Annotated in this window: 12 protein-coding genes; 3 read left to right on the top strand and 9 right to left on the bottom strand. The window is 50.8% G+C overall.

Translation table 11 applies throughout. The features are described from left to right. Window positions 1–94: 94 nt before the first annotated feature. The 6 genes from ACOTSW_RS03960 to ACOTSW_RS03935 all read right to left on the bottom strand — a co-directional run bounded on the left by ACOTSW_RS03960 (window position 95) and on the right by ACOTSW_RS03935 (window position 5,948). Window positions 95–559 carry an MCP four helix bundle domain-containing protein gene (locus ACOTSW_RS03960; RefSeq protein WP_423681122.1) on the bottom strand — a complete coding sequence of 155 codons (465 nt, stop codon included), beginning with the start codon at window positions 557–559 and terminating at the stop codon, window positions 95–97. A gap of 71 nt (window positions 560–630) precedes the next feature. Continuing rightward, on the bottom strand, window positions 631–1,131 hold the full coding sequence (locus tag ACOTSW_RS03955) for a chemotaxis protein CheW (RefSeq protein WP_423681121.1): 501 nt from the start codon (window positions 1,129–1,131) through the stop codon (window positions 631–633). A gap of 271 nt (window positions 1,132–1,402) precedes the next feature. Further along, window positions 1,403–3,472: a PAS domain S-box protein gene (locus ACOTSW_RS03950; RefSeq protein WP_423681120.1), complete on the bottom strand. Its 2,070-nt coding sequence runs from the start codon at window positions 3,470–3,472 to the stop codon at window positions 1,403–1,405. Then, window positions 3,453–4,157 carry an MASE3 domain-containing protein gene (locus ACOTSW_RS03945; protein WP_423681119.1) on the bottom strand — a complete coding sequence of 235 codons (705 nt, stop codon included), beginning with the start codon at window positions 4,155–4,157 and terminating at the stop codon, window positions 3,453–3,455. The genes ACOTSW_RS03950 and ACOTSW_RS03945 overlap by 20 nt, the downstream gene beginning before the upstream one ends. Before the next feature lie 132 nt (window positions 4,158–4,289). After that, a complete protein-coding gene (locus ACOTSW_RS03940) occupies window positions 4,290–4,856 on the bottom strand; it encodes a response regulator (protein WP_423681118.1) in 567 nt (188 codons plus the stop codon). Window positions 4,857–4,988: 132 nt separating this feature from the next. Continuing rightward, window positions 4,989–5,948 (bottom strand): 4-hydroxyproline epimerase, encoded by a 960-nt coding sequence (locus ACOTSW_RS03935; RefSeq protein ID WP_423681117.1) that lies wholly within the window; start codon window positions 5,946–5,948, stop codon window positions 4,989–4,991. Between the two features lie 244 nt (window positions 5,949–6,192). On the opposite strand from ACOTSW_RS03935, the gene ACOTSW_RS03930 reads away from it, so the two are divergent. The 3 genes from ACOTSW_RS03930 (at window position 6,193) to ACOTSW_RS03920 (ending at window position 10,078) form a co-directional block, all read left to right on the top strand. After that, entirely contained in the window at window positions 6,193–8,265 is a 2,073-nt protein-coding gene (locus ACOTSW_RS03930; protein ID WP_423681116.1) for a TonB family protein, read from the top strand. A gap of 146 nt (window positions 8,266–8,411) precedes the next feature. Beyond that, window positions 8,412–9,305, top strand: a complete 894-nt coding sequence (locus tag ACOTSW_RS03925; RefSeq protein ID WP_423681115.1) for a TIGR01777 family oxidoreductase — start codon at window positions 8,412–8,414, stop codon at window positions 9,303–9,305. Window positions 9,306–9,364: 59 nt separating this feature from the next. After that, on the top strand, window positions 9,365–10,078 hold the full coding sequence (locus ACOTSW_RS03920; RefSeq protein ID WP_423681113.1) for a tRNA-uridine aminocarboxypropyltransferase: 714 nt from the start codon (window positions 9,365–9,367) through the stop codon (window positions 10,076–10,078). Window positions 10,079–10,141: 63 nt separating this feature from the next. On the opposite strand, the gene ACOTSW_RS03915 is transcribed toward ACOTSW_RS03920, so the two are convergent. The 3 genes from ACOTSW_RS03915 to groES all read right to left on the bottom strand — a co-directional run bounded on the left by ACOTSW_RS03915 (window position 10,142) and on the right by groES (window position 14,528). Beyond that, window positions 10,142–12,124: an OPT family oligopeptide transporter gene (locus ACOTSW_RS03915; RefSeq protein ID WP_423681112.1), complete on the bottom strand. Its 1,983-nt coding sequence runs from the start codon at window positions 12,122–12,124 to the stop codon at window positions 10,142–10,144. Between the two features lie 413 nt (window positions 12,125–12,537). Continuing rightward, window positions 12,538–14,187 carry a chaperonin GroEL gene (gene groL, locus ACOTSW_RS03910; protein WP_423681111.1) on the bottom strand — a complete coding sequence of 550 codons (1,650 nt, stop codon included), beginning with the start codon at window positions 14,185–14,187 and terminating at the stop codon, window positions 12,538–12,540. A 50-nt stretch (window positions 14,188–14,237) separates the two neighbouring features. Beyond that, entirely contained in the window at window positions 14,238–14,528 is a 291-nt protein-coding gene (gene groES, locus ACOTSW_RS03905) for a co-chaperone GroES (RefSeq protein WP_423681110.1), read from the bottom strand. Window positions 14,529–14,562 lie beyond the last annotated feature (34 nt).

Raw genomic sequence — 14,562 nt, 5'->3', positions numbered from 1 at the left:
TGCTCTGATAATTTTGTTCAGCATCCTCACCGCTTTTAACCATGATGGTGCCAATCAGGGCAATCAGGTTTTGTACCTGAGAGAAATAGCCGGTCTAAGCTTGTACGACAGACGACAACAGATATTCGCCGGCTTCCTGTTTTTTACCTTCGTCAATCAACTTCAGGTACTCATTTTGCGTAACAACGTATTTACTGCGCGCCTCTTTTACATCATTGAAAACCTGCTTGCCCTTTTCCGTCGAAATCGTTTTGTCCAGTTGGGCAATTTTTTCACCAACACGTGTGACATTGGATTTTATTTCGTTGAGTGCTGCTTTAATTTTCTCCGGGTCTTCTGTGATCAGTAAATTCCGCATTGCAAGTGCATTGAAATTAATTCCATCAAGTATTTCATTGGCGAGCACCACTTTTGGGTAACGGTCATTAACCAGCAGACTGGTGCCGTCATTGAGAGAACTCATGCGGTTGATGCCAAACAAGGTCATGCCGATCAACAGCATGACGACGACACCAAAACCTATGCCTAATCTTGTGCCGACTTTCATATTCATATTCATTTGTATTCTCTTCAGGTGAGTGAGTTGAAACGGAGCTGTCTGTATTCATCCAACGATTGAGATGAATGAGATTATTCAGACAGTTGTTCTATCAAACCCATATCACTGCTGGAAATGAGTTTGTCTATGTCGATCAGAATCAGCATGCGGTCATCTAATGTGCCGACGCCTATTAAATGGCTGCTATTGAGTGAGCCGATATCAGGTGCTGGCTTGACTTGTTCCTGCTGCAGGTTGATGACGTCGGAAACACTATCGACGACCATGCCTATCATACGATTGCAGACATGCAGAATAATCACAACGGTGAATTCGTCATACGCCGGATTGTCCAGATTAAATTTAATACGCATATCGACGATGGGGACGATCACTCCGCGCAGATTGATGACGCCTTTGATGAAATCCGGCGCATTGGCAATCCGCGTCACTGCTTCGTAACCGCGAATTTCCTGCACCCGCTGAATGTTAATACCGTATTCTTCTTTGCCCAGTGTGAATGCCAGAAACTCCAGTGAACTCAGCCCGGCGACGGGATTCGGGGTGGCATTGTTATTGTCTGTCAGTTGCATCACTATCCTTCGCATTCATTGAAAGGGATTTTTTTTTATCTGATCAGCGTTCTCGCGGCAAAAGCAGGTTACTCACCTGAGACAAAGAGGCGTTTCGCTGACAGACCTGTTGAGAAAATATCGGATCAGAATCGCACCATCAATGTGATGAGAGCGCGGAAATTATTTCCAGGTGGAAATGTTAATCTGATTAATTATATCGAGTCAATCGAATTTATCGATTTGTTGTTTGCAAGTGGACAGAGGATTGCAAAGTGTGCATTGCTTTACATCAATGTTTCTTGTGATTGTGCGCGAAAATATCGGCAATTGTTTTCATTAAGTCCGCCGCGGGAACCGGCTTGGTGAAGTAATGACTTATTCCTTTACGCAGGGCTTCTTCCCGGTTCAGACCATCGCTGTAACCGGTGCACAGAATCACTGGTAAATCTGCCTGCATGCTGTGCAGGTAGCGGGTCAGCGTCAGACCAGTGATGCCCGGCATCGTCTGATCCGTGATCAGTAAATCGATAGCGATATCGTCGTTGGCGAGTGCATTCATCACCTTGTACGGATCCGTAAATAATTCGACCTGATAACCGGCACCTTCCAGCAGCTCCTGCAGAAATCTGCCGACCGCCGGTTCGTCATCGACGACCCAGATGCATTGTCCATTGCCACTGGCGCCTTCGGTACTGACAAGTTTTGCAGATGGTTCCTGACAATCCGAATCAGCGACGATAGAAAACAAAAGCCGGAAGCGACTTCCCAGATGAGGACGCGATTCCACCAGAATATGGGCACCCGAGCGTCGCAGTATGCCCTGCACCATAGATAAACCCAGACCTGTGCCTTTGCCCACTTCCTTGGTCGTAAAAAAAGGATCGAACAAGCGTGACATGTGTTCCGGTGAGATACCTGCACCATTATCAGAGACATCAATTGCCAGATAAGTCCCGGACAGCCGTTGCTGACTGATGGCGCAGATTGCTCCATCCAACTCGGTCTGGTGCAGATGAATATCGATCACACCGTGAGTGTCAATCGCATCGCGCGCATTGATGACGAGATTCAGCAGGATCTGGCTTAATTCTCCTGCGTCCATACGGATGCACAGATCATCTTCGATATGACTCTGTAACTGTATGCTGGAAGGCAGTGACGGTAACATCATCGCCACAACTTCCTGTATGACCGCGGCGGGAGACATCAGATTCACGCTGCTGCTGGCCTGCGTACGGGTGAAGGTCAGCATTTTTGCGATCAGATCGCGTGCACGTTCGCTGGCCGTGATGATTTCTTTCAGATAGACCGCCAGTTTGCTTTGCTGATCAGGGACGAAGCGTTCCAGTGCCAGATTGGAATAGCCGAGGATGGCAGCCAGAATGTTATTGAAATCATGTGCAATGCCGCCGGTCAGCTGCCCCAGTGCCTGCATCTTTTGTGACTGTTGTAACTGCCGTTCCAGCTCCTGCTTGTCATTCTCCGCTTTTTCTCGTTCAGAAATGTCGCGTATGAAGACGAAGAAATGCCTGGACTCAGGATCGTAAGTCGCGGAAATTTCAACGCTGAAGATGTGACCATCCTGATGTCGATGATGCGTTTCAAACTGATCGTGACCTTGTGCCCTGATGATTTGCAGGTGATCCTCAATATTCTCCGCATCCTGCATCACTTTGAGCTGAGTGATATGCATTGTCAGTAATTGTTCCATCGCATAGCCTGACATTTTCACGTAGGCGTCATTGACTTCGAGCAGCTTGCCCTGATCATCGAGGATCAGAAAACCATCAATCGCGGTATCGAGCACACGTTTATGCCGTAATAAGGCTTTGGTGCTTTCTGTGATGTTTTCACCGACTGAAACATAACCCTCAATGATGCCGTTGTCATTCAGCAGCGGGGTAACAGTACGGTTGATGATGAAAGTTTCTTTATCACTTCTGCTGATGGTGATGGCGCCCCGCCAGATATGCCCGGCCTCGACTGTTTTCTTTAATTCTGCAGCGACTTTGGGATTGGGAGTGATCGGCGCTGCAAACAGGCATGCCTTACCGGCGACTTCGGACGCATCGGGAGGCAGAATGGCGCGTGATGCCGGGTTGCGCCAGCGCAGTATGCCGTTTTCATCGGTCAGGAAAATCGGTGTTGCTGATGACTCCAGCGCCATCGCCTGCGAACGCAGGGTCTCATTAATTTTTTGCACGGTTGCCGCATGCCGGGCGAGTGTCTGGTATGGCTTACGCACAATTACTACAAACATCGCACGGTAAATCAGCGCATAACTGACAACTTTGTAAAAATGACCAGTTAAGTTGGAGGTGTCGCTGACGATCGCGTAGTCAGCAAAAAAAAAACTCACTCATAGCAGAGATGGCAATCGCGGAGAACATCAGCGTTGAAAATTCGTGGCCGGATGCGCATGCGAGACGATAGTAACGGAAGGCCGCGACCGCCAGCATGGCGGTAATTACCCACTCAGTGATGATTTTGAACTGACTTAATCCCGTGCTTTCGTCGTAAGTTACGATCAGGCTGGATTCCTGAAAAAAAACCAGCCACAAGACGGCCAGATTAATCGCGCTGAAAATGGCCAGCAACATATACCGGAAGCGGCGTCCGGGAAGATGCAGATGAGGGAAAAAACTGACAAATAAAATCACACCGGCAAACAGGATGCGCGCGAACAGCCAGAAAGCAATCGCTTTTTGTGGTGAGGATGGAGTGATCAGATCCGGCATGCCTTTATACGACATGACGTGGGCAAAATCGAGCCAGCCGGTAGCCAATAAAGTAACCGCGATCAGTAGCGATGACGTGGAAACTTCCTTTTCCGGCGTATGCCAGACTGATGCAAAAACCAGAAATGCGAACAGGATGGCAGCAAATTCCAGGAAGGTATGCAGCGGCAGGAAATAATGGTGCGGAAGGTTAAACTCTGTCAGAGGCAGCATCATCGCCAGTAAAAACAAGGCGACAAAAGCGCCGACCAGATATATTTGCTGGCGTGGCAAGCGATGTTTTACGTTTGTCCTGTGGATGAGCATGACGTCGTTTATTCAGCCTTCATCGTGGTAACAAATTGTCGTCATCGTCAGATAAGGCGCTGTGAATGATGAGAGCCAGTCTGACCTGCCGGACGGAGATGATTTAGGGGCGACAGACGTATTCTGACATGCTCAGATGTCCAGACCGATGACCTGGAACAAGCGAGCTGTATCAATTGGCTTGGAAAAGCAACATTCGACACCCGCTGCCAGGAGTTCTGCTTCGTTTTCCCGGCTCAGGTAACCGCTCATGGCGATAATCCTGACATTGGCTTGTCCCGGTATTTCTTTGATCTGACGGCAGACCTCCGTCCCTTTGATCCCCGGCATCATCAGGTCGAGCAGGATAATATCCGGCGAGAAAGTGTGTACTTTACGTCCGGCATCGAAACCATCATAGGCGGCTTCGACTATCATAGGATGTTCGCCTTCACCCAGTAATTCCATCAGGAATCCGGCGAAAGCCTTATTGTCATCGACAATCAGAATTCTCTTTGGCCCTTTATTACCGGCGGGATTCCACTGGCGGGCGAAACGCTCAACTTCTTCCAGACGAAACCGACGATGTCCGCCAGGCGTGACTTCTGCCTGCAATAAACCTCTTTGCGCCCAACTCCTTACGGTAATTGGCGACACCATCATCCATTGCGCTACTTCATTTGGTGTCAGATAAGGTTTCTTTTTGTAATCTTCGGTCATAAAAACGATTAATTCGATAATTTTGTTGATTTTTCTAATTATGTCACTTTATTGATTTTGGGAAATAAAAATAATGTTGCTTATATCTATTTGTTACATTATCCGGAGGTGCGTCCGCACCCGCTATCCGGTTCAGCGTATGCCCCAGACAAACGGATCTTCCTCATTCAGCAGTATATCTGCCTCCATGTTGACAAAGGCCATTCCACGTAAGCTCGGCAATATCTGTCCGCTTGCCTGACTCTCAGGCGAGGCTGGCAACTGATACGATGCCTCGAAGACACTGCCGATAATACTTTCCTGGCGCCATAGCTGACCCGGAGCGAGTTTATTGTCTGCCGCAAGGCAAGCCAGCTTGGCGCTGGTGCCGGTGCCGCAAGGCGAACGATCATAGGCTTTGCCGGGGCAGAGCACAAAGTTCTGGCTGTGATTATTCGCTTTGGTCGCGGCGCCGAACAATTCAATATGATCAATCAGCGCGTTGTTCTCGCCAGTAATCTGGCTGGCTTCCAATGCTTGTCTTACGCGCCATGCATAATCCGTCAGGTGCTCTACGTTCGACAGACGCAATTCTTGCCCGTGCTGATTCATCAGGAAAAACCAGTTGCCGCCCCAGGCAATATCGCCGCAGACCTCGCCTATGCCGGGCACTTCCACACTGACGGCAGTCCGGTAACGATAAGCGGGAACATTGTGTACGGTCACACTGTGATCATCATGCAATTCCACATTCACGACGCCGACCGGTGTTTCTATGCGATGCTGTCCGGCGCTGATCCTGCCCTGATAAGCCAGCGTTGCCACAAAACCTATCATGCCGTGACCGCACATGCCGAGATAGCCGACGTTATTAAAAAAGATGATCCCGGCAATACAGGTTGGATCTGCCGGTGTGCAGGCAAGTCCGCCGACGATGACATCCGAGCCACGTGGTTCACACACCGTTGCACTGCGATAGTGGTCAAATTTATCGCGAAAAATTTGCAGACGTTCGGCCAGCGTACCGTTTCCTAATTCCGGACCGCCGCCAACGATGATGCGGGTCGGCTCACCGCCGGTATGAGAGTCTATGATAGAGATTTTTTTTAACATGTCGTTCTTTCCGCGCTTGGAGAGCAGTGATGGCGCCATAGTATAAAGCCTCCGGGGTTTTGTTCATTCCGCCAGCTGACTTTTACCGGTAGCCACTGCTCATCTGTGCTTTGGATTCTGCCGCAATATGAGTTGCAGAGCATGCGATAATGAGCTCTGGCGAAGACAACAGTGTAAGACATCATCGCCAATGCCCGGTTCTTGATTAACCTGAAATTTAGCCGAATACGCCAATCGTTGCTGCATGAATCTGTTTCCAGTCAAAACTGAACATCCATTGCCTGATGAGATTAAAAAACGCCTGACGGGCGGCTTATTAATTTCTTTACTGGTACATGCTTTTATCCTGTCTTTGCAGTTCGGCTTACCGGGTGTCGGCTTGCCTGGACTGGAAGTCCCCTGGGATAAACGCCGCGCAGAAACAGTGCCGGTCAGTGTAGAAATTGCCGATGTCGCTCCGGCCTCTGCTGCCTCTGTTGCCGCCTCTATCCCAGCACCGGTAGCCTCTGATATCAGCCATACCGATCCTGTTGCTGCTATAAACGGCGCAACTCAAACACTCAGCAGCGTACCATCGCAGATGCCACCGCTGACCGCGTCGCCACAGGCTTCTGCTGTCGGGGCGATCACTCCGACACGCAAATCAGGGGTGACGCAGGGCATACAATTACTGGCACCATCGGTTCCCGCTGTAAGCGTACCTGTGCCGGAAAAAAAAATATCAAGCAAAGCGGCGAAAGTGAAAAAGTCGGTGACCCGGATTCCGGCACAGATGCCGCGCCCCCCTCGTGTTGTTGCACTTGATGTGCCCGATATCATTACCCAGAATAGTGTCAGAAACGAGACGTTCAGCGTCGCGGTACGCGATCCGGAAGAAAGCAAAAAAGAACCCGTACAGCGTGAAGAACCGAAACCGTTTCCAGATCCTGTCAGCCAATCCGGTGAGGATTTGTCTGAGTCGCCGCCCGTCGTGGTCAGCCGCTATGAGCGCGATGTACAGCAGCGCGAACGGCATCAAGAAAAAATTCTGCAGGCGACCAGAGAATTATTGCAAGAGACAATTCCTTTGCCGGCATCAGCACAACAAAGCATGAAGCAGATGGAAGAGGCGAGCCGCCAGCAGGTCGCGGAGGCAGCAGGTGCCGAGGCGGACGCGGCGCTGGCACTGAAACAGCAACAGGAGGCCGGGCAGCAACAGCAGCGTATTTTGCAGGAGGCAGGTAAAGCGAATGCCAGCGCGCTGGCTGCGATGGCGCTGCAACGAAGCGACAATCTGAAACTGGTTGACGACAGCCTGAGGCAGCAGATGCAACTGGAGATTGCCGCACGCGAGCAACAACGCAAAGAACGTCAGGCTGCCATACTAGCCGCCCGCCAGCAGGCAGAAGAACGCGAAGAAGAATTAAAACGTCAGCAGGAGGAAGCCTTACGTCGTCAACAGATGGAAATGCAGATCGCTCAGGCCAGAAACGAGGCATTACAGGAACGCCAGAAAATCGAAAAAATGGCGGATCAACAGGCGCAGCAAAAAATACAACAACAGGCACTGCAACAAGCACAAGAGGCGCAACAAAAAACGCTGCAGGAACGGCTTGAAAAACAGCGTGCCGAAGATTCCCGTCAACAGGCTGCGCAGGTGCAGCAACGCGAACGTGAGCTGGCAGCACTCGCGGCAGGCGCAGATAAGACAGCCAAGGCTATCGAGTTGACAGCCATTGCAGGTAAGGTGGGCGGCGGCAGTTCTGCCGGCAAAGCGGCTGTCGCCAGCAATCCAAATACGGTAGCAGGATCAGCTGCAGGCAATGCAACGGGAAGCGGTGACACGACGGCGTCTTTCGTTTTGCCCCGAAGCTTACTCAGCAGCGATCTGGCGAACCGCTCACGCGAACAGGCGCGGGGCCTGGACCTGCTGCGCGGTGCGCCGCCATTGCCGCGTGCTGATACCGAAGAGCGGCCGCGCCGCCGCAGTGTGTTAGGCAGCGCGGAAAAAGATATACAACTACGCATGTATGTCGATAGCTGGAAGCAGAAAATTGAGAGAAACGGGAATCTGAATTTTTCCCAGACCTCGCGTGATAAAGCGCGCGGTGATCCTGTCGTCACGGTGGCGATCCGCAGCGACGGCAGTGTTGAAGAAGTCACGATACACCGCTCGAGCGGACGTGCTGATCTGGATCAGGCAGTGCGCAATATTGTTCGTATCAACGCCAGATATGCGGCATTCCCGCCGAATATCGCCGCACAATATGATGTGATAGAAGTGCGTCGCGTCTGGAATTTTGATGATGGCCTGCGCCTGCTCGAGGAGTTACGCTGATTATCACTTCAGATGATACTGAAGTATTTTTTGCATTGTTGGCATACCTGCTGGCTGCGGCTTTTTCGCTGCTCATCAGACCGCAAAGCAGGAATGTGAAAGTGGCGACAGAAGACAGAACTTAATTAAAAATTTACGAGGCAGATATGCGTATTCTGATCACAGGTGGTACCGGATTGATAGGCCGTCGCTTATGCTCGTCCTTACTTGAACATGGGCATGTGCTGACCGTTTTCAGCCGTCATCCGGAAACGGTGAAATTTTTGTGCGGCAATGCGGTTAACGCGATGCAATCGCTGGATGAGTATCATGTGGATACCGAGTTTGATGCGGTGATTAATCTGGCCGGGGAGCCGATAGTCGATAAACGCTGGACTTCTGCACGGCGAAGAGTATTACGTGACAGCAGGATTGCCCTGACTGAAAGACTCATGCAAAAAATTTCTGCCGCTAACTTTAAGCCGGAAGTGTTTTTAAGCGGCTCGGCAGTGGGTATTTATGGTAGTGGCGGCGATCAGTGGTTCAGCGAAGAGGCAGCTGTGGGTAAGGATTTTGGTGCGCACCTTTGCGCCGACTGGGAGGCTGCTGCAGCCAGAGCCACGGAGATGGGAATACGTCTCTGCATCTTACGTACCGGACTGGTGCTGGATGCTGCCGGCGGCATACTGAAAAAAATGCGCCTGCCATTCAGCCTCGCTCTTGGGGCGCAGATTGGTGATGGCAAACAGTGGATGAGCTGGATTCATGTGCAGGATTATGTGGCGATCGTGCGCTATTTGTTGGATGATAAAAATGCAGCCGGGTCATACAATATGGTCGCCCCGCATCCTGTGACTAACCGTGAATTCACCCGCACTCTGGCTGCCGCCTTACATCGCCCCGCGTTGTTCGTTGCTCCTGCGTTTCTGTTGAAACTGGCGATGGGCGAGATGGCAGAATTGCTGACCGGGGGGCAACGTGTACAACCGATGCACGTTGCGGAGCTGGGGTATGAATTTCAGTATCCGTATCTGGCGGAAGCACTGCATGATTTGCTTTGAGCGGTATTCCGCCACACTCAGCTCAGCTTGTGCGGCATACACATGAACTGTCTTATCGTATGAGTTTTTCTGGGATTTTTCTTACTTCTGGTAAACGTGCGATTTGTCAGCGCTGCCTGCGCCCGCCATCTGCGTGTATCTGCAACTGTATCGTGCCTGTTAACAACGAGGTGGAGGTATTGATACTGCAGCATCCGCTGGAAGCGAAGAATGCGAAAGGCAGCGTACGTCTGCTGGATTTATGTCTGCAGCATTCATGTGTTCTGACGGGCGAGGTTTTTACTGCCGAAACTTTGCTGCAGGCCTTGTATGCACCGGCTGATGGGCTTGCCGATGTAGCTGCAGATGCGGCGATGGATGTCTCAAATGATACGCGGCCTGTGGCGCAAATTCGGCCTGTGTTGCTCTATCCTGATACGTCTCTCATCGAAGCCGCAGATCTGGCCTTGCCTGTGGCAGAAAAATATCAGGCGAGTCAGCAAATACAAGGACTGCGACTGGTGATTATCGATGCAACCTGGCGTAAAAGTCGCAAAATGCTGTATCTGAATCCTTTGCTGCAAGCTTTGCCACGTCTGAGTCTGGAGCAGATGCCGGCATCGCATTACCGGATACGAAAAGCCCATAAGCCGGATCAATTATCGAGTCTGGAAGCGTGTGCGTATGCGCTGATGCGGTTGGAGAACGATGAACACAAATATCAATGTTTACTGCAGGCATTTGATGCTTTCGTTGATCAGCAACTCGGCAGTATTCCGGCAAACCTCAGGTAAAAAAAGCCCCGCATCGTGCGGGGCTTCGATGTCTGTACCGACAGACTGTGATGGCGTGACAGGTTACATCAGCACATTGATGAGCGCATTGCCTATGCCCATCAGAGCAGCACCTGAAATTAAACCGGCACAGATAGGCTCGCAACCTTCAACCCAGAATTGATGACCAGTTGTGCCTTTTTCCGGATGCTTGCGACCCATCCACCAGAATACGGCTGCACCTATCCACATTGCCAGGCATGCGTCCGGCGGTAAGACAACGCCAAGACCGATAGCGACAGCGGATACCGGCACTTTGCCCTTGGTAAAGATCTTAGCACCTTCGATTACTAACGCCGCAATCGCCGCGATGACCATCGCCATAATTGCTGAGCCTGGCAGGCTGCTGACGCCTTTGGCGATCAGTTCTGCCATACCTTTCCACTGCATCGCGGACGGATGAGAAAACTGATCGCTGACGATGCTTGCCGTATCGCGCACTCCCTGCGCGTCGGCAGGCAGGAACAGCAGGTAGTAAATCGGTACGCAAGCGAGCGCACCTGAAATAATACCGATGATGTGGCCAATCGCCTGCTGACGTGGTTTCGCGCCCAGCATGTAACCCGGTGTGATGTCGGATAATAAGTTAGATGCATTCGATGCCACTTCGGCTGTCATGCCTGCCGGGATCATGTTGCTGGCAGGGTTGACGCGATCTATCGTTCCCATCGTGATCTGGGTGATTTTTGACAGTGCGCCGGTGGGTGTCCAGGAAGTCAGTGCCATCGAGTTTGCACAAATGACTGACAGCAGCAGAACCAATGGCAAAGCTGCAAATGTCAGTACCATAGGCACACCGAAAAAGCTGAAATTCAGCCATGCGCCGAGCAGACTGAAAGCCGGAATACCGATGTAGGAAATCATCAGCGGCAATTCGATATTTTTCAGTAAATCATTGTTGTTGCCTGGCACTTTCTTCTGACCGAAAGATTTGAATAAGCTGGTGAAAATTTCCGGTTTGGCTGCCAGCGTGACGATAGAGCCGACGACCATGATCGATACCGCCCACCACAAGCCCCACTGATTCAGAATTTCAACGCGTGAAATCGGGACCACTTTACCACTCGGAGCAATGCGTTCAACGATATCGCCCTGACGTATCATCAGAGGACCGAGTACCGCAAAATTCAGCAGGCTGCCGAATAACAGACTGCTAGCGACGCGTATCCCCATCAGACCACCGACGCCGAACATGGCCGCATCGACGGTAAAGCGCAGGCCCAGGGTGCGGAAATCGATGCCCAGAATTTTGGGTATCCACAAATCAAATTTCACCGCCGCCATGTAATAGTATTCGTCAAACCTTTCCTGCAAATGCCAGGCTTCTTTCATGCCCGCCCATTTGTCCATTTGCAGCAGCTTGAATTGCAGCAGTCGCATCCAGCCATCGCTGATAAGAAACTGATATGCACCGGCAAACAATGTTGTCAGTCCCAGCAGTTTTGCCTGACGCATGCCTTCCTTACCGTCGCCGGAATATAAAGTGTCGAGCACCACGCCGCAGGCACGGCCTTCCGGGAACGGCAACTGATCTTCGTTAATGAAGCGGCGTTTCAATGGAAAAGCGACGAGTACACCCAGTACCGAACAGACCACCATCCAGATCATCATGTGCCACCACGGAATAATTTTCCCTGTCACCAGCATGTACGCAGTAATCGGTGCCACCATAGGCATGGTCATATAACCGGCGGCAGTAGCGATTGATTGCGCACAGTTATTTTCGAGAACGGTAAAGTCTCTGGCGAAACCGGTTTTGGACAGAATCCGGAACAGCGCAAAGGCCAGAATCACGGACGTCAGACCGACGCCGATATTCACACCGGATTTCGCTGCGATATACAGCGCTGTTGCCGCCAGAATGCCACCCAATAAAAAGCCTGTCAGTGCTGAACGGACCGTCAGCTGCGGCATATCACCGCGATAAATATTGTTGAACCACCACTCGTCTTTCTGAGCGCGGGTCCAGGTGCGTATCTGCTCTTCAGATAATTGCTGCAACGCCATTGTGTCTCCGGGATGAGGAAATTGGATACTAAGCACATCAGCGTACAAATCAGAGGCGGCAGTATCTGCCGGATTAATCGGCGCTGATGTCGAAATAATGAAAATAATTTTTCAGATTTCGCAGTATCTGAGTCATCAATCCTGCTGTCAAGATATGTGATGATAAATATCTCTGTTCTTTGGCGGTGCAGTTACAGCACTGTGCCACGCAGGCGTCAGAGCAGGACGTAAACCATGACAGAACAGGGCTGATGAAGAGGGGAGCGGGAAGAAATCAATAACATAATTCAGCTTCCGCTTGCGTTACGCATGGTGAGGAAGCTGTGGAAAAGACAGCGCTGAAATGTAAAAAAGCCCTGCAAAATGCTTGCAGGGCTTTTCAGTGTGCAGCTCAAACTGAGCAGCAAGCAGTATTACATCATGCCGCCCATACCGCCCATGCCGCCCATACCGCCCATGTCGCCCATACCAGCAGCTGGCTTGTCTTCTGCCAGTTCAGCAACCAGAGCATCGGTAGTCAGGATCAGGCCAGCAACAGACGCTGCATTTTGCAATGCGGAGCGTGTTACTTTTGCTGGATCCAGAATACCCATTTCGATCATGTCACCGTAGGTGTCATTAGCCGCATTGAAACCGTAGTTGCCAGAGCCATTGATGATCGCGTTGACCACAACAGATGGTTCGCCACCGGCATTTGCCACGATTTCACGCAATGGTGCTTCGATTGCTTTCAATACCAGCTTGATACCTGCGTCCTGATCATGGTTGTCACCTTTGATCACGCCTGCCGCTGCACGAGCGCGCAACAGAGCAACGCCACCGCCAGGAACAACGCCTTCTTCAACCGCAGCACGGGTTGCATGCAGAGCATCTTCAACGCGCGCTTTTTTCTCTTTCATTTCAACTTCAGTTGCAGCACCAACTTTGATCACTGCAACGCCGCCTGCCAGTTTGGCAACGCGCTCTTGCAGTTTTTCACGGTCGTAGTCAGAAGTGGCTTCTTCGATTTGTGCGCGGATTTGTTTAACGCGTGCTTCGATATTGATAGCCTGACCAGCGCCGTCGATCACGGTGGTGTTTTCTTTACCGATTTCTACACGTTTAGCCTGACCCAGATCTGTCAGAGTTGCTTTTTCCAGTGTCAGACCAACTTCTTCAGCGATCACGTTACCGCCAGTCAGAATCGCGATATCTTCCAGCATCGCTTTACGACGATCACCGAAGCCAGGTGCTTTAACAGCCGCTGTTTTCAGGATGCCACGGATATTGTTGACCACTAGAGTTGCCAGTGCTTCGCCATCGACGTCTTCAGCGATGATCAGCAGTGGACGGCCGGACTTAGCAACTTGCTCCAGTACTGGCAGCAGATCGCGGATGTTCGAGATTTTTTTATCGAACAGCAGGATGAATGGATTTTCCAGAACAACGGATTGTTTTTCTGGGTTGTTGATGAAGTAAGGTGACAGGTAGCCACGGTCAAACTGCATACCTTCAACGATATCGAGTTCGTTGTTGAGGGATTTACCATCCTCAACAGTGATCACGCCTTCTTTACCGACTTTGTCCATTGCGTTAGCAATGATGTCGCCGATGTCTGCATCAGAGTTCGCAGAGATAGAACCAACCTGAGCGATTTCTTTGTTGGTTGTCGTTGGGCGGGACAGAGTTTTGACTTCTGCAACCAGCGCAGTCACAGCTTTGTCGATACCGCGTTTCAGATCAGTTGGGTTGTAGCCAGCTGCAACATATTTGAAGCCTTCGCGAACGATCGCTTGAGCCAATACGGTTGCTGTTGTTGTACCGTCACCAGCGTTGTCAGACGTTTTGGAAGCAACTTCTTTCACGAGCTGCGCGCCCATGTTTTCCAGTTTGTCTTTCAGTTCGATTTCTTTCGCAACAGAAACGCCGTCTTTAGTTACTGTAGGCGCGCCGAAAGAGCGTTCCAGAACAACGTTACGGCCTTTAGGGCCCAGAGTGACTTTTACTGCATTTGCCAGAGTATTTACGCCATTAACGATTTTCGCACGTGCGTCATCGCCAAAAATTACTTGTTTAGCTGCCATGTTATTTTCTCCAGAATCTTGTGGATTTCTTTAGTGCTACGGGGAAGGAATTACTTCTGTACGATCGCGAAGATATCTTCTTCACGCATGACCAGCACTTCGTTGCCGTCAACTTTAACAGCCTGACCAGAGTATTTACCGAACAAAACGCGGTCGCCGACTTTCACTTCCAGTGCGCGTACCGAACCGTTATCCAACTGCTTGCCAGCGCCAACGGCTAATACTTCACCTTGGTCTGGTTTCTCAGCTGCTGCGTCTGGCAGAACGATGCCGGATGCAGTTTTTGTTTCTTGATCCAGACGTTTGACGATAATGCGATCGTGCAGGGGACGAAGATTCATATTAACTCCTAAAATAATGACGAAAGTAAAACTA

The organism is Undibacterium sp. WLHG33 (genome assembly GCF_049544815.1).
Classification (GTDB): Bacteria; Pseudomonadota; Gammaproteobacteria; order Burkholderiales; family Burkholderiaceae_D; genus Undibacterium.
The sequence above is the reverse complement of the archived record's forward strand: the minus strand, read 5'-3'. Positions and strand labels throughout refer to the sequence as shown.